The sequence below is a fragment of the Methylomonas sp. EFPC3 genome (genome assembly GCF_029643245.1).
Classification (GTDB): domain Bacteria; phylum Pseudomonadota; class Gammaproteobacteria; order Methylococcales; family Methylomonadaceae; genus Methylomonas; species Methylomonas koyamae_B.
In genome coordinates this window covers 4,014,086-4,031,044 of sequence record NZ_CP116398.1, presented here as the reverse complement: position 1 = coordinate 4,031,044, position 16,959 = coordinate 4,014,086, and the positions used below count along the sequence as shown (strand labels likewise).

General features: G+C 56.3%; 12 protein-coding genes. 5 read left to right on the top strand and 7 right to left on the bottom strand.

Features of this window, described 5'->3' with window-relative positions; all coding sequences use genetic code 11:
- On the bottom strand, positions 1-1,692 hold the full coding sequence (locus PL263_RS18290; RefSeq protein ID WP_278210717.1) for a glycoside hydrolase family 57 protein: 1,692 nt from the start codon (positions 1,690-1,692) through the stop codon (positions 1-3).
- Complete coding sequence (gene glgC, locus PL263_RS18285) at positions 1,682-2,962, bottom strand: glucose-1-phosphate adenylyltransferase (RefSeq protein ID WP_140911632.1); 1,281 nt, start codon at positions 2,960-2,962, stop codon at positions 1,682-1,684. Before glgC ends, PL263_RS18290 begins: the two co-directional genes overlap by 11 nt.
- A gap of 216 nt (positions 2,963-3,178) precedes the next feature.
- Between glgC and glgB the strand changes: the two genes are divergently transcribed.
- The 5 genes from glgB to PL263_RS18260 all read left to right on the top strand — a co-directional run bounded on the left by glgB (position 3,179) and on the right by PL263_RS18260 (position 12,480).
- Entirely contained in the window at positions 3,179-5,356 is a 2,178-nt protein-coding gene (gene glgB, locus PL263_RS18280; RefSeq protein WP_278210715.1) for a 1,4-alpha-glucan branching protein GlgB, read from the top strand.
- Between the two features lie 9 nt (positions 5,357-5,365).
- On the top strand, positions 5,366-6,799 hold the full coding sequence (gene glgA, locus PL263_RS18275; RefSeq protein ID WP_278210713.1) for a glycogen synthase GlgA: 1,434 nt from the start codon (positions 5,366-5,368) through the stop codon (positions 6,797-6,799).
- Positions 6,789-7,577, top strand: a complete 789-nt coding sequence (locus tag PL263_RS18270; RefSeq protein WP_278210711.1) for a secretin N-terminal domain-containing protein — start codon at positions 6,789-6,791, stop codon at positions 7,575-7,577. Before glgA ends, PL263_RS18270 begins: the two co-directional genes overlap by 11 nt.
- A gap of 122 nt (positions 7,578-7,699) precedes the next feature.
- Positions 7,700-8,737 carry an extracellular solute-binding protein gene (locus PL263_RS18265; protein ID WP_278210709.1) on the top strand — a complete coding sequence of 346 codons (1,038 nt, stop codon included), beginning with the start codon at positions 7,700-7,702 and terminating at the stop codon, positions 8,735-8,737.
- Positions 8,737-12,480 carry an EAL domain-containing protein gene (locus tag PL263_RS18260; RefSeq protein ID WP_278210707.1) on the top strand — a complete coding sequence of 1,248 codons (3,744 nt, stop codon included), beginning with the start codon at positions 8,737-8,739 and terminating at the stop codon, positions 12,478-12,480. Before PL263_RS18265 ends, PL263_RS18260 begins: the two co-directional genes overlap by 1 nt.
- Before the next feature lie 4 nt (positions 12,481-12,484).
- Here the strand turns inward: PL263_RS18260 and PL263_RS18255 are convergent, their stop codons facing one another.
- The 5 genes from PL263_RS18255 to PL263_RS18235 form a co-directional block, all read right to left on the bottom strand.
- The gene (locus tag PL263_RS18255; RefSeq protein ID WP_054761594.1) at positions 12,485-13,324 is read right to left on the bottom strand and encodes a transporter associated domain-containing protein; all 840 of its coding nucleotides are present in this window, start codon (positions 13,322-13,324) and stop codon (positions 12,485-12,487) included.
- Complete coding sequence (gene ybeY, locus PL263_RS18250; RefSeq protein WP_278210705.1) at positions 13,321-13,779, bottom strand: rRNA maturation RNase YbeY; 459 nt, start codon at positions 13,777-13,779, stop codon at positions 13,321-13,323. The genes PL263_RS18255 and ybeY overlap by 4 nt, the downstream gene beginning before the upstream one ends.
- A complete protein-coding gene (locus tag PL263_RS18245) occupies positions 13,776-14,762 on the bottom strand; it encodes a PhoH family protein (RefSeq protein WP_278210703.1) in 987 nt (328 codons plus the stop codon). Before PL263_RS18245 ends, ybeY begins: the two co-directional genes overlap by 4 nt.
- Positions 14,762-16,117, bottom strand: a complete 1,356-nt coding sequence (miaB, locus tag PL263_RS18240; RefSeq protein ID WP_140911623.1) for a tRNA (N6-isopentenyl adenosine(37)-C2)-methylthiotransferase MiaB — start codon at positions 16,115-16,117, stop codon at positions 14,762-14,764. The genes PL263_RS18245 and miaB overlap by 1 nt, the downstream gene beginning before the upstream one ends.
- 106 nt (positions 16,118-16,223) lie before the next feature.
- Positions 16,224-16,952 carry an MBL fold metallo-hydrolase gene (locus PL263_RS18235; protein WP_278210702.1) on the bottom strand — a complete coding sequence of 243 codons (729 nt, stop codon included), beginning with the start codon at positions 16,950-16,952 and terminating at the stop codon, positions 16,224-16,226.
- Positions 16,953-16,959: the final 7 nt, after the last annotated feature.

Here is a 16,959-nt window from a genome sequence, read left to right as displayed (position 1 = left end):
TTATATTTGATTACCGCGGCGCATAGCACCGCCCATCGCCGGACTACCGCTACCTTGCGTAAACGACAAGGCCAAGTACGCCGGCGGCTCTTCCCCCAACAACCGGTAAAGGTTGGTCAGATTGAGCCTATACTGCTTTTCGAAGTCGCTAACCGCTTCGCCGGGGTTATAGTCGCCAAACCACCAGAACCAGTCCGAACCTTCGCAAACACCCAACTGGGTTTGAGCACGCAGCAGCTGTTGCTCGCCGAGCTTACCGTTCGCCACAGCCCGATCGAACGCCATCTTGACATCGCCCAGCATATCCCAGCCGTAATTCTTATCGGCATCGCCAATCCAGGTCGAAAAGGTACCGTAAACCCAACTTCCAGCCACCAATTTCGGCAATTTTCCTCTGCGATTTCCTTTGCTATCCAGATACTCGGAAAAGGTGGTCAACTCGATACGCGGATGCTCGCTCAACCGACGATACAAAGCGCTAAGAAAATGATAGCCGTTATCCGGAAAATATTCCCACGCATTTTCGCCGTCCATAATGATCGAAACCAGAGGCTCCTCGCTATCGAAATCGGCGATATTCTCCAAATGTTTGATCAAATCGGCCACCGCATCATCGGCATGCCATTTGGAATATTCAAAACCTATCAGGTCTGACAAGCCATCGTCCCGGAAAAAACAGGCAATATCGGCTGAATATAGTTTAAACGGCTGGTGCGGGCTGCAACTTCCGGCCACACCGGAGGCGTGCAAACTATTGTGCAGCACGTTGCCGCCACTGGCGGCCCAACGGAAACCGGCTTCGGCCAGAATCTGCAGCGTCCGCTCGCTGACACTGCCCTCCGACGGCCAGCAACCTTGCGGCTCGAAGCCGAAGAAATGCCGAAACGTCGCCACGCCCTTCTGCAGATGCCAACGTACCCGCTCCTCCCCGCCCGGATAGTTCTCCAGTCCCGGCAATTCGACGCCAGGCATCGCCTCGCGGGCACAATCGATTTGCAGCATCAGCGGCATGATCGGATGGGCGTAAGGGGTAACGGATAATTCGATACGGCCTTTTCTGGCCAGCGATTTATAACGGTAGATGACTCGCGATAACAGGTCGCCGATAATTTCGACAATCTCGATCCTGTCGTGCAGACTGAAACCGCTGCCTTTGTCGATCAGACGCTGCACGCGGCCGTCGCCAAGTTTGACGGTCTCGCCCATCCACACCAAATGGTACCAGACCAATATGTCGGAAATGAACTGCGCGTTGACGTAGTTGACCGAATCCTGGTGCGACTGGATCCAATCCGCCATATCGATTAGCTTGCGGAAGGCGGGATAGCGCTCGATCTGTCGCTCGCGGTTCGCCTTACGGCAATCGTGCAACAATTTCAGTCGCCGATCCGGATCAGCCGAAACAGCCGGCTCAACCAAGGCCGCGAGCAGCGGATCCTTGATCGCGATTCTATCGTGCAAATAGCCATTGACCTGGTTTGAATAGTCTTCGATCTGCTCCAGCAAGATGGGTGCAAAGTTCACCACCGCTTTCGCCGCCGGAGTGGCCTCCAGGTGGGCCACCATATCGACGTAGTCTTTTATGACATGCAGATAAGTCCAAGGTAATTTGAACTCCCCGCTCTGCATATCGCGGTATTCCGGCTGGTGCATGTGCCAGCACAGCACCAGCTTCAATTTTTTAGCGGACATAATTCCGGCGTTGCCCCAACATATCGGAGGTCACCAGCACGACGCCGCCCTCGCTGACATGAAAGCGCTTTTCGTCTTCAGCCCGGTTTTCGCCGATCACGGTGCCTTCCGGCACTTGGCAGCCTTTTTCGATGATCGCTTTCTTGATCCGGCAATGCCGGCCGATATTGACTTCCGGCAGCACTACCGAATCCTCTACGATGCTATAGGAATTGACCCTGACTTGCGAGAACAACAGCGAGTGCCTGACAGTCGCGCCGGAGATCACACAGCCGCCGGAGACCATCGAGTCGATAGCTTGACCACGGCGATCGTCGTCGTCGAACACGAATTTAGCCGGCGGCGTCTGCGCTTGGTAGGTCCAGATCGGCCAAGTGTTGTCGTACAGATTCAGGTCAGGTTTGACGCCGACCAGCTCCATGTTGGCGGTCCAGTAAGCGTCGATGGTTCCGACGTCGCGCCAGTAGCTTTGCTGGCCGCTTTGCAGATCCAAAAACGGATAGGCGTTGACCCGGTACTTGTCGATTACCGCCGGAATGATGTCTTTGCCGAAATCGCGGCTGGACCCCTTGGTGTCCGCATCTTTGATCAGTTGCTCGAACAAAAACCCGGCGTTAAAAATGTAAATCCCCATCGACGCCAGCGCGGTGTTCTCCCGGCCCGGCATGACCGGCGGATTTTCCGGCTTTTCGACGAAGGCCTTGACCCGACGGTTGTCGTCGACGTGCATTACCCCGAACGCCTTAGCATCTTCCAGCGACACTTCGATACAGCCGATGGTCAGGTCGGCCTTGTTGGCGACATGGTCGGCCAACATCACCGAGTAATCCATTTTGTAAATGTGGTCGCCGGCCAAGACCAACACGAACTCCGGATTGCGCGCCCGTAAAATATCGATGTTTTGGTAGATTGCATCGGCTGTGCCCTGATACCAGGAGTGTTCGTCGTGGCGCTGCTGCGCCGGCATCAGATCGACGTATTCGCCGAATTCGCCGCGCAGGAAGCCCCAGCCTTGCTGAATGTGCCGAATCAAGGAATCGGCTTTGTATTGGGTCAGGATTCCGATCTTGCGAATATCCGAGTTGATGCAATTCGATAATGGAAAATCGATAATCCGAAACTTGCCGCCGAAAGGTACCGCCGGCTTAGCCCGCCAGTCCGTCATGTTCTTCAACCGCGAGCCGCGTCCGCCAGCCAAAATTAAAGCGATGGTATTGCGGGTTAAATCGTTTACCCGTCTCTCCTGCTGATGTGTATCGACGACTGACATGTATTTCCTCGTTCAATTGATAAGCTTTACTGCAAATACGGGCTGCGGCCGGCCGATGCAGATTTCTCGAGCTGGCACTTGCCGCGCTGAGCCATTATCGTTACTCTTCACGGAAAAGTAAAAACCCATACGCATTGCTACTATTAACGCCGGTCTTTTAGCAAAATCGCCGTCCCCGCCCAACGCTTAACCCTAACTATACTGAGGCCCTGCAAGATGAACAAGCCAAGCCCGTTACATTCGCTTGATTCAGAACTCGTCAAAATTAAAGATGCCAAACATCACGATCCGTTCTCGGTTTTGGGCCGCCATACCGTAGGCGGCGACACCATTCTCCGCGCCTTTTTGCCCTACGCCGAATCCGTCAAACTGGCAGCCGACGGCGGCGAATTTCAACGCATCCCGGACAGCGATTTCTTCGAATACCGCCCCGGCAAAACCGGCGTTCCGGCCCACTACCAGTTAATCTGGCTGGACAAAGACGGCGGCAGCCACTGCCAGTACGATCCTTATAGCTTCGGGCCGATACTGCCGGAATTCGACCAACATCTGTTCGGCGAAGGCAGGCATTGGCACATTTACCAAAAGCTCGGCGCCCATTTGATGACGGTCGACGGCATTGAAGGCGTGCATTTCGCCGTCTGGGCTCCCAACGCGCAACGAGTCAGCGCCATCGGCGACTTCAATCGCTGGGATGGCCGTTGCCATCCGATGCGCAATCTGGGCAACAGCGGCATTTGGGAGATCTTTGTTCCGGGCCTGACGGTAGGCAACCTGTACAAGTTCGAAATCCTGAACCGCCACAGCGGCCAAGTGCTGGTCAAAACCGACCCTTACGGCCAGCAGTTCGAGTTTCGTCCATCCACTGCGGCGATCGTGGTCGACGAGGATGCCTACATCTGGCGCGACGGCGCCTGGATGGAGCAACGGCCGCAACACGACTGGCTCCACCGGCCGATGTCGATCTACGAAGTACACCTCGGCTCTTGGCGGCGCGACCACCGCGGCAATTTTCTGAACTACCGCGATCTGGCCGCGCAATTGGTCGATTACGTCAAAGAAATGGGCTTTACCCATATCGAACTGTTACCGGTCACCGAACACCCGCTGGACATTTCCTGGGGCTACCAGACCACCGGTTATTTTGCGCCGACCAGCCGCCACGGCACGCCGGACGACTTCCGTTTTTTCGTCGATCACTGCCACCAAAACGGCATCGGTGTGATCCTGGACTGGGTGCCGGCCCATTTTCCGAAGGACAGCTTCGCGCTGGGTCGCTTCGACGGCACCCCGCTTTACGAGCACGAAGACCCGCGCAAAGGCGAACATCGCGATTGGGGCACATTGATCTACAACTACAGCCGCAATGAAGTGAAAAACTTCCTGCTGTCCAGCGCCTTCTTCTGGCTGGAGGAATTCCATCTGGACGGTCTGCGCGTCGATGCGGTCGCCTCGATGCTGTATCTGGATTACTCGCGCGATGCCAACGACTGGATTCCCAATATGTACGGCGGCAACGAAAACCTGGAAGCGATCGACTTCCTGCGCCATATGAATACGGTGACCCACGAGCAGCACCCCGGCACCGTGATCATGGCCGAAGAATCCACCTCCTGGCCGCAAGTGACCCGGCCGACCTGGACCGGTGGCTTGGGCTTCTCGATGAAATGGAATATGGGCTGGATGCACGACATTCTGCATTACATGCAAGAGCAGCCGATTCACCGCTCCTACCATCACGATTCGCTGACCTTCGGCCTGTTGTACGCCTTCACCGAAAACTTCGTGCTACCGTTTTCGCACGACGAAGTGGTGCACGGCAAAGGCTCCCTGCTGAACAAAATGCCCGGCGACGAATGGCAGCGTTTCGCCAACCTGCGCCTGCTCTATACCATGATGTTCACCTATCCCGGCAAGAAGCTGTTGTTCATGGGCTGCGAATTCGGCCAGGGCACCGAGTGGAGTTGTAACCGTACCTTGGATTGGTACGTGTTGGACTATCCCCACCATCGCGGCTTGCAGACATTGGTCAAGGATCTGAACAAGCTATACAGCAGCCATGCCGCGTTACACCGGTACGATTTCGAACATCAAGGCTTCGAATGGATCGATTGCCACGACTACCAGCAGTCCATCATCAGCTACCGGCGCAAATCGGCGCACGAAGATTTGATCGTCATCCTGAATTTCACACCGGTGCCGCGGGAAAGCTATCGAATCGGCGTGCCGCAACCGGGCACCTACTTCGAAATTTTCAACTCCGACTCGCAATATTACGACGGCAGCAACGTCGGCAACGGGACGGTATTGTCCGAACCGCAACCGTGGATGGGCCAGCAACATTCGATTGCCGTCACCTTACCGCCCTTAGCCGGCATCATTTTGAAAATGTAGTTCCCCGATATGAAAAAAATCCTGTTCGCTAGCAGCGAAACCCATCCTCTGATCAAAACCGGCGGCTTGGCCGATGTCGCCGGCAGCTTGCCTCAAGCCTTGGCCGAATTGGGTCAGGACGTGCGTATCATCATGCCCAATTACCAGGCCATCAAAAACTGCGAGCCGGGCCGCTACCTGTGCACGGTGCGGGTGAATAATTGCGACGTCAATTTACTGGAAACCCGACTGCCGGACAGCAGCGTCATCGTCTGGCTGGTCGATTACCCGCCGTTCTTCAACGTCCCCGGCAATCCCTACCTGGACGAAGCCGGCCGGCCCTGGGCCAATATCGGCGAGCGCTTTGCACTGTTCTGCCGCATCATCGTCGAAGTCGCGATGAATCGGGCTTACCTGGACTGGCGCGCCGACATTTTACATTGCAACGACTGGCAAACCGGGCTGGCGCCGGCCTTATTGTCGTTGGAGCAAGAACCGCCGGCGACCGTGTTCACGATCCACAACATGGCTTACCAAGGCCTGTTTCCGGGTAGCGCCTATTCGCAACTGAATTTGCCAGGGCAATTGCTGCACCCGGAAGGACTCGAATTTCACGGCATGCTGTCGTTCATCAAGGGCGGCCTGGCCTACGCCGACCGCATCACCACGGTCAGCCCCACCTACGCCCAGGAAATCCAGACGCCGGAATTCGGCTACGGCCTGGAAGGCTTGCTGGCCCACAAGCAACAGCAGCTCAGCGGCATCATCAACGGCATCGATACAGCCGTTTGGAACCCGAGCAGCGACAGTTATTTGGCACACAATTACAGTGCTGACAACCTGGAAGGCAAACAGGCCAACAAAGCCGCATTGCAACAGCAACTGGGCCTGCCGATCGCGGCCGATGTACCTTTGTTCGGCCTGATCGGCCGGCTGGTGGAGCAAAAAGGCATAGACTTGGTATTGAACTGTCTGGCGGAAATGACGAGCTTACCGCTGCAATTCGCCTTGCTGGGCAGCGGCGACAAAAGCATAGAGTACCGCTTGCAGGAGTTCGCTCGGCTCTACCCGGAAAAGGTGGCCGTAACGATAGGCTACGACGAACGTCTGGCGCACCAAATCGAAGCCGGGGCCGACATTTTCCTGATGCCGTCGCGGTTCGAGCCGTGCGGACTAAATCAGATGTACAGCCAACGTTACGGCACCATCCCGATCGTCAGAAAGACCGGCGGTCTGGCCGACACCGTGGTCGACGCCTTGCCGGAAAGCATCGCCAACGGTACCGCCAGCGGGATTGCCTTCAACGATGCCTCGGCGGCGGCATTGATCGAAGCCATCAAGCGCAGTTTGGTTCTATACCATAATCCGAAGATCTGGCATCAGATTCAACGCAATGCGATGGCCAAGGATTTCTCGTGGAAAAACAGCGCCGCACAATACATGGCCTTGTACGATGAAATTTAAGGCCGCTGGGCTGGCGCTGGCAATCTTGGCCGGGCAAGCCGCCCTGGCCGACGAACCGGTGATGGAAGTGATTCCGCTCGCCAACCGCCCAGCCTCAGAAATCCTGCCCTTGTTGGCGCCGTTACTGGACGCCAACGATCGGGTGGTAGACAACGGCAGCAGCCTGATCGTCAGAACCCATCCAGACCGGCTGGAGACCATTCAGTCCCTGGTGCGCAAACTGGACGCCCGCCTCAGCAACCTGGTGATCAGCGTCTTGCAAAGCAGCAGCAAAACCGCCGCCGAACTCAACGCAGAAGCGGCAATCGCAGTGTCGCCGGATGCGATTCGGATGCGCGGCATGGTCGGCAACACGGCCGATTTGGAAAACCGGCAACAACACCAACAATTGCGCACCTTGGAAGGCCAGCCGGCCATCATCAGAACCGGCGAGGTACGGCCGGTGCATCAATACAATGCTTACCAATACGGCTACGGCGCCAGCGTTTACAGCAACACCCAAATGGTCGAAGCGACGACCGGATTCGCCGTCACTCCGCGCCTGGTCGGCCGGCAAGTAATCATCGACGTTGCCCCCTGGTCCGATCGCTTTCGCCAGAATGGCCAACTCGACACCCAGTCGGCACAGACCTCGATACGCGCCAATCTGGGCGAATGGGTCGAAATTGCCGGCAACGTCGATGACGAAAACAGCCGGCATAGCGGATTCAACAGTTTCAACGACGCCACGCGGCACAACCAGCTGCGGATTCTGGTCAAAGTGGAAACGACCGACTGACGCGCTTTAGTCGGCAAATGCCGCGGCGGCGACGTTTCCAGCGTTTAGCGGCCCACACTCTGCCCCATCTGCCAATATACTTAGGCACCTTCGTCAATCGCGCATAAGCCCCGGCACTCTTTATGGCACCACGCTTTCGATTCGCCGCCACCATCGCTGTTATGGCGATTATTTGTGCGCTCTGCCCAGCGACCGCAGCGGCAACGGAAGTCTTGCGAGTGTTGGCCTGGGACGGTTATGCCGACACCGATACTGTCCGCGAATTCGAATACCGCTACGCCGCCAAGGTGGAAGTGACTTACGCCAATTCCGACGACGACCTGTGGTATAAGATCAACCATGCCGCCTACGACGTGTTTGCAGTCAACACGGCCGAACTGCAGCGCTATATCGACCGGAATTTAGTGCAAGCGCTCGATCCCAGCCGGCTTACCAATCATGCCCGGCAACTGCCGCGTTTTCGCGATCTGGCGGCAATTCCAGGTTTGGTTCGGCAGGAGCAGGTGTTCGCAATTCCCTACACCTATGCGGAAATGGGCTTGATCTACAACCGCAAGATCATTGCCGAACCACCACAATCGATGGCCGCAATGTGGGACCCTGCCTACCGTGGCCGGGTCCTGGCATTTAACACCAGCGACCATAATTTCTCGTTGGTCGGACTATTGCTGGGCGCCGCCAATCCGTTTCGACTCTCAGATGGCAATCTGACCGAAGCCGCGCGCGAACTGGCGAAATTACGCCGCAACGTGCTGACCTTTTATTCGACGGCGGAACAAGCGGTCCAGCTGTTTATGCGCCACGATGTCGCACTGGTGTTCGGCAATTACGGCAGCCAGCAACTGAAAGCCTTGCGCGACGCCGGCGCCGATGTCGGCTATCAGATTCCGCAAGAAGGCGCGCTGGCTTGGCTGGATTGCTGGGCGATTACCCGCAACGCACGCAACCCGGCATTGGCTGAACAATGGATTGATTACACGCTGGAACCCACCGTCAGCGAACGCCTCAGTGCCCGTCACGGCTTGGCAAACACCATCTCCGCCCACCCCGATACCGAATCCGGGCAAAAACTGATTTGGCTGGAACCCGTCGCCAATCCGGACCTGCAAAAACAGCTGTGGGATCGCGTTATTTCCGGCGAACCGCCCGAGGCGTTTTGATGAAGGCAAGCGTCGGGATCAAACTAGGATTCTGGCTGGCCTTGCTGGGTACCGTTTCCACCGGCCTGACCGGTTATTACGTCTACGACCGCAGCCGCCAGCTGCTGGTCGGCACCGCGCAAGCACAATTACTAAGCACCGTCCAAGGCTTATCGTTCCGCTTCGGCGATGCGTTGGCCGCCACCGCAAAAGACGCCAAAACGCTGGCGAACCTCAAGCTATGCCGAGAAATCGCCTTGGCAAATCCCGCCAGCCAGCTCGACGCCGCGAAAGCCGAATTAGCCGACCTGTTTTCGGCATTGCTGAAAAGTCACCCGGAATACAGCCAAGTCCGGCTGATCCATGCCCAGCGTTACGGCAAGGAATTGGTCCGCGTCGACCGGGACCAAGACGGCGTACAGATCGTTCCGGAGGCGCAGTTGCAGGAAAAGAACCATTTTCCGTACGTGTTCGAAACCTTGCATTTAGCCAGCGCCGATGAAATTTACGTCTCCGAGATCAATTTAAACCAGGAACTTGGCTCCCACCAAGGTTTCGGCAAGCCCACGGTACGCATCGCGCTACCGATTTCATCGCCGGCAGGCGCTCACATCGCGTTGCTGGTTATCAATGTCGACCTCGACGGCTTATTTGCGCTGATTAGCCGCCGGCTGCCACCTCACACCCAATTGCTACTGAGCAACGGCAACGGCGATTATCTGATCCACCCCGACAAAACCAAGACCTTCGGCTTCGAGAACGGCCGTCGTTTCCAGATTCAGAACGATATTCCCGAAATCGAAGGCGTGTTGCACGGCGAGCGGAATTTGGCGGTGTTCGCGACCGGCGCCGAGCGAACCTTGGCGCCGTCGTCGTTAGCGGCCTTCGTCAAGTTACCGCTAGACCCGTATAACCGACGCTTCGCGCTACTGGGTATCTACACCCCCTTGGCCGAGGTATTGACCGGCAGCCACTTGCTGGGCTGGAAAGTGGTCGAGATCACCGCGATCTTCAGCCTGTTGGCTAGTGCAATTTCGTTGGTATTGGCCAGAATACTGGCCAAACCGCTAGATCAGATGACCCAGGCCGTCAGTCGGTTTCGGCTTGGCCAAAGCTTGGAAGCCGTTCCAATCGACCGCCACGACGAAATCGGTTATCTGGCGAAAAACTTCGTCGCCATGACCGGGCAACTGAACAATCAGGTGGCCGAGCTATATGCGTCCGAAGCGAAATTGCACGCCATTTTGGATAATGCACCGGTCGGAATTTGGTTAATTGACGCAAACCGGCAATTTTCCTTCGCCAACAAAACCTTTTGCGACCACCTCGGATTGGCGGAAAACCAAGTCATTGCCAACCCGGATTTGGCTGAGTCGCTAGGCGAGGAATTGGCATCGCGGTTTAACGCCGCCGACCAGGAATGCCTGAACGGAGCAGAACCGGTTCACCAGTCGCTGGAACGCATGACATTCGCGGACGGCAAACGCCGGGTGCTGCAAATCACCCGCGCCCGTCTGCAAGATATCGACGGCAAGCCGGCCGGAGTGATCGGTATCGCCATGGACATTTCTGACCGCCAGCAGGCGGCGGACCGGGAACGCGCCCATAATCACGTCCTCGAGTTGATCGCCAAAGGCGCACCACTGGCCGGCATCCTGGAAGCCGTGGTTCTAGCCGTCGAAACTCAGAATCCCGATCTGCTGTGCTCGATACTATTGCTGGATAACGACGGCAAACAATTGCATATTGCCGCCGCCCCTCATCTGCCGGCTTTTTACCATCGGACTATCGATGGCATGCCGGTCGAAAACGGCGTCGGACATAGCGAAACCGGGACCTACTCAGGCGAGCGCACCATCGTCGAAGACATCCAGCAGCATCCGTATTGGGCACCGTTCAAGGAATTGGCCGCTCAAGCCGGACTCGGCGCCTGCTGGTCGGAACCGATCCGCGACGCTTCCGGCAAACTGCTGGGCTGCCTGGCGATTTACCAACACAAACCGGCCGCACCGAACGCCGACGACATATTCGCCATAGAACAGGCCGCCAATCTGGCCGGCATTGCGGTCGACCGCAGCCGCAGTACCGAGGCCCTGCAATTGGCGTCGCTGGTATACCAAAACAGCAGCGAAGCGATGGCCGTCATGGACGCCGACTGCGCCATCATCACGGTAAATCCGGCCTTTACCGAACTAACCGGCTACACGCTGGCCGAGGTGGCCGGCCAAAGCCATGCGATTCTGAATTCGAATCGGCAAAGCGAACAGTTTTACCAAGCTATGTTGCATGCGATCGGCAGCAGTGGCCACTGGAAAGGCGAACTTTGGAACCGGCGCAAGAACGGCGAGATCTTTGCCGAACTGCTGACCATCAACACCATTTTCAATGCCGACGGCAGCCCGCACCGGCGCGTGGCGATGTTCTCGGACATCACCCAGAAAAAACAATCCGAAGAATTGATCTGGACCCAGGCCAATTTCGATCCGCTGACCGGCCTGCCCAACCGGCGCATGTTCCACGACCGGCTGGACCAGGAAACCAAAAAGTGCCAGCGCAGCGGCTTACCGCTGGCGCTGATTTTTATCGACCTGGACCGGTTCAAGGAAGTCAACGATACGCTAGGGCACGACATGGGCGACATGCTGCTGAAGGACGCGGCGTTGCGTTTGAGCCGTTGCGTGCGGGAGTCGGATACGGTGGCGCGCCTCGGCGGCGACGAATTCACGATGATATTGCCGGAACTGGACGACATTGCCAGCGCCGAGCGGATTGCGCAAAGCATACTGCGGACGCTGGCGGAACCCTTCCAACTGAAAAACAAGGTGGCTTATTTATCGGCCAGTGTCGGCATTACCCTGTATCCGCAGGACGCCGAAAAAATCGACGCATTGATCAAAAACGCCGACCAGGCCATGTACGCCGCCAAGCACCAGGGCCGCAACCGCTATTGTTATTTCACGCCGGCAATGCATGCCGCCGCCCACAAACGCATGCTGATCGCCGGCGATTTGCGCAGTGCACTGGCAAACGGCCAATTCCGGCTTTATTACCAGCCGATCGTCGCACTGGCTTCCGGAAGGATACTGAAAGCCGAGGCCTTGTTGCGCTGGAACCACCCCGAACGCGGCCCGATCAATCCGGCCGAATTCATCCCGATCGCCGAAGACAACGGCCTGATCGTCGATATCGGCAACTGGGTATTCGAGCAGGCCGCGCGGCAAACTAAACGCTGGCGGGAGCTTTACCATCCCGAGTTCCAAATTAGCATCAACAAATCTCCGGCCCAATTCTACGGCAGTCAGTCGCACGACCCATGGTTGGATTACCTACGGGCATTGGGACTGGCGGGGGAAGGGCTGGTGGTGGAAATTACCGAGGGCCTGCTGTTGGATGCCAGCAATGTGGTTCGAAACAGTCTGCAAGCGTTTCGCGAGGCCGGGATGCAGATATCGCTGGACGACTTCGGCACTGGTTATTCGGCACTGGCATATCTGAAAAAATTCGATATCGATTATTTGAAAATCGACCGCTCCTTCGTCGCAAATTTAGCTCCGGACTCGAGCGACATGGCGTTATGCGAAGCCATCATCGTCATGGCCCACAAGTTGGGCATGCAAGTCATCGCCGAAGGCTTGGAAACCGAAAACCAACTCCGTTTGCTGCTCGAATCCGGCTGCGACTACGGCCAGGGCTACCACTTTTCGCAGCCGTTGCCGGCCGAGGATTTCGAGCGTTTTTTGAGTACGGCCGAGCGGCCGGACTGAGCGCTTACTTGATTTTAAGTTTCAGCAGATGCACGCGACGATTATCGGCGCGCAACACCTCGAAACAAAAATCGCCGATCTCGACTTTTTCACCTTTCTTCGGAAAATGCTCCAGGCGTTGCACGATCAAACCGCCAATGGTGTCGTATTCGTCGTCTTCCAGATCGGCGGAAAAATAATCGTTGAATTCTTCGATCGGCGTTAATGCGTTCAGAATGAATTCCTTTTCACCGCGCTGGGAAATAAATTCCTGAACCTCGTCATCGTCGTGCTCGTCCTCGATTTTGCCGACGATTTGCTCCAGCACGTCCTCGATGGTGACCAGGCCGGCGGCGTTGCCGTACTCGTCGACCACGATCGCCATGTGGTTGCGCTCGGTGCGAAATTCTTTCAGCAACACGTTCAGACGTTTGCTTTCCGGCACCAGGTTGACCGGACGCATCACGTCTTCCACCTTCAGCGCTTTGTTGCGCAAGGCATGAGCCAGTAAATCCTTGGCCAACAGGATGCCGACCACTTTGCTGCGGTCTTCTTCGATGACGGGAAAACGGGAATGGGCAAATTCGACGACCAGCGGAAAGATGGTTTCCAGTTCGGCCTCGCGCGGCACTACCACCATCTGCGAGCGAGGGATCATGATGTCTCTGACCCGCATCTCCGCCACATGCATGACGCCTTCCATCATGGATAACGCGTCGGAATCGAGTAAATGTTTTTCTTGGGACTCTCTCAATATCTCCAGCAAGTCTTCCTGGTCTTGCGGCTCCCCACTCAGAAAATGGCCGATGCGTTCGATCAGGCTTTTCTGATGGGGCTGGCTACTCGGGGGGTTACCATCGCTCATTGCTTACTATCCTCCAGATAGGGATTGGCTATGTTTAATCGGCTTAGAATGTCAATTTCCAGCGCTTCCATTTGTTCCGCGTCTTGCTCTTCGATGTGGTCATACCCTAGCAAATGCAATACGCCGTGTACAGTGATATGCGCCCAATGGTGCTCGGGTAATTTACCCTGTTCGGCCGCCTCGTGCGCGATCACCGGCGCACAGATCACCAGATCGCCCAGCAAATCGAGTTCCACGCCAGGCGGTGCTTCGAACGGAAAGCTGAGGATATTGGTCGGACCGGATTTGTGCCGGTATTGGCCGTTGAGTTCGGCGCTTTCTTCCGCGTCGACCAGGCGGATCGTCACTTCGCTATCACGTTGGAAACCGGATAAGGCGGCGTCGACCCAGGTTTGGAATTGCGCTGCATCGGGATGGGACGATTCGGTGGCAATCTGCAGATCGATATAGTTCACGGCGTATTCTGGCCCTGCTCCAGTTCGTAACGGTCGTAAGCGGCAACGATGCGTTGCACCAAAGGATGCCTGACCACGTCGCGCACGCCGAAGAAGGTGAAGCTAATTCCTTCCACGTCTTTCAACACTTTCAACACATGCTTCAGTCCGGACATTTTTTCGCTGGGCAAGTCGATCTGGGTCACGTCGCCGGTAATTACCGCCGTGGAGCCGAAACCGACTCGGGTCAAGAACATCTTGATCTGCTCTACCGTGGTATTTTGGGCTTCATCGAGAATAATAAAAGAATCGTTCAAGGTTCTGCCGCGCATGAACGCCAACGGCGCGACTTCGATGACGTTTTTTTCCAGCAGTTTTTCGACCCGCTCGAAACCGAGCATGTCGTATAAAGCGTCGTACAACGGACGCAAATAGGGGTCGACCTTCTGCGCCATGTCGCCGGGCAGGAAACCCAACTTCTCGCCGGCCTCCACCGCCGGCCGCACCAGAACTATTCGCCGCACAGTCTCGTTTTGCAAGGCTTCCACTGCACAAGCCACCGCCAGGTAAGTTTTGCCGGTTCCAGCAGGGCCAACACCGAAATTGATGTCATGGCTGAGGATCTTGCGTAAATAATCCTGCTGATTGTGACCTCGACCTTTGATCACACCGCGTTTGGTCCGGATCGCCACCGGCTCGTGATTGACCGTAGGCTGCAACAGTTGATCGATACTGGCATCCTGCAAACTCAGGTGCACCTGCTCTGGAGTGATTTCTTCGCGCTCGGTCATGTCGAACAGCTTTTGAATCACCGCGCAAGCCGCTTTGACCGCGGCATCGACGCCAGTGACCCGAAAATGGTTGCTACGGTTGGCAATATCCACATGCAGGCGCTGTTCGATCTGGCGGATATGGCTATCGAGTTGACCGCAGAAATTGGACAGGCGTTGGGCGTCGTCCGGTAACAGCGTGATTTCTTGAGAAAAATGCGAGGTATTCAACACTAGGCGGTCTGTCTGACTTTTTCGATGGAAGATTCCGACACGCGGCCGCGCAAAGAATTCGGCAACGCTTCGGTGATCAAGACGTCGACGAATTGGCCGATCAGGCGCGGATGGGCGGCAAAATTGACCACCCGGTTATTCTCGGTACGCCCGGTCAGATGCAACGGATTTTTCTTGGAAACGCCTTCCACCAACACGCTTTGCACCGTGCCGACCATCGATTCCGAAATCGCCATGAACATCTGGTTCAAGCGTTCTTTCAGGCGCTGCAGGCGCTGCTCCTTGACTTCCATGCTGACGTCGTCGGCAAAATTCGCGGCCGGCGTGCCGGGTCTGGCGCTAAATATGAAACTGTAGGAAAAGTCGAAGCCGACTTCCTCGATCAGCGCCATCGTATCTTCGAAATCCTGGTCGGTTTCGCCGGGAAAACCGATGATGAAATCCGACGACAAACTGATTCCCGGCCGCACGGCTTTGATCTTGCGCATGATTTCCAGGTAATCCTCGCGCCGGTGGCCGCGTTTCATTTCGGCCAGAATCCGGTTGCTGCCGCTTTGCACCGGCAGATGCAGGTGATTGACCAGCTGCGGGATCTCGGCGAAGGCTTCGATGATGTCGTCGGTGAATTCCAACGGATGCGAGGTGGTAAAGCGAATGCGGTCGATGCCGTCGACGGCGGCGACACAGTGCAACAATAACGCGAAGCTGGCGATGTCGCCGTCTTCCATTGCGCCGCGGTAGGCGTTGACGTTCTGGCCCAACAGATTGATCTCGCGCACGCCTTGCTTGGCCAGCGTTTCGATTTCGGCAATCACATCGTTGAGCGGCCGGCTGACTTCCTCGCCGCGGGTGTAGGGCACCACGCAATAAGTGCAATATTTGCTGCACCCTTCCATCACCGACACAAAGGCTTTCGGACCTTCGGCGCGCGGCTCCGGCAGATTGTCGAATTTTTCGATTTCCGGGAAGGAGATATCGACCACATGTTTGTCGCCGCTACGCGCCTGATTTAACAGCTCCGGCAGACGATGCAGGGTTTGCGGACCGAACACGATGTCGACGTAGGGCGCACGCTTCTGTATCGCCGCCCCCTCCTGACTGGCGACACAACCGCCGACGCCGATAATCACGTCAGGGCGCTTGTCTTTGATTTTTTTCCAACGCCCCACCGCGGAAAATACTTTCTCCTGGGCTTTTTCCCGGATGGAACAGGTATTCAGCAACAACACGTCAGCCTGTTCGGGGATATCGGTCAATTCCAAACCGTGCGATGCTTGCAGTACGTCCCGCATTTTGTCGGAATCGTACTCGTTCATTTGACAGCCGTTAGTCTGTATATAAAGTTTTTGCGCCATGCTTGATGAGATACTCCAGCTCCTCTCACTAACAAAAAACCCCCGTCTCGCGACAGGGGCTTGATAACGGCTGGATTATAAACCCAATTGTCGGCAAATGCTTGTTTTATACGGCAATACCCACCTGTAACGCCTCGAACCAATCCAGGAAACGTTTGACATCGTCGCCCTTGAACATCCGGCCGTGTTGCGGCGCCAGAATTTGCACATCCAGTTTTCTGACCCGCTCCAACCAGGCCCGTTTGGCTTGGTTGGACGGCATCCAGCGCTGGTGGAAAAAGCGCATTTTCTCGATATGGGCATCGAAATTATCGACGAACACCGGCGCATCGGAAGCCTCCAGTGCCGCGCCGACATCGCCCGACATCAAAATCTTGGCCTGCGGATCGTAAATATGAAAGTTGGCCGACGAGTGCAGATAGTGTGCCGGCACGATTTGCAGCTCGACGCTGCCGAGATTGATCGTGCCGCCATGGTCGGGAATCGGCACGTACTCGATTGTTTCGCAACCGAAATGGCGTAAAAAGCCCTCCCACAACTGGGCCGCATGCAATTTGGCGTTCGGCAAGGCTTGGTCCCACAAACCCAAAGACGAAATAATGTCCGGGTCCTGGTGCGAGGCGAATAAATCGGTGATTTCTTCGACCGGCGCGTGGTGCAAAACCGCCGCCAGCATCGGCGCGAACAGCTCGATGCCGCCGGGGTCCATCAATAAACAACGATCGGCAGTGCGCACCATGTATTGGTTGGTATCAATGATCTTCTCCGGCCGGTGCGGATCGCGGCCGAACATTATCCATTGATGCGCGCCTTCGTAAATTTTGGTCATTTTCATGCGATAT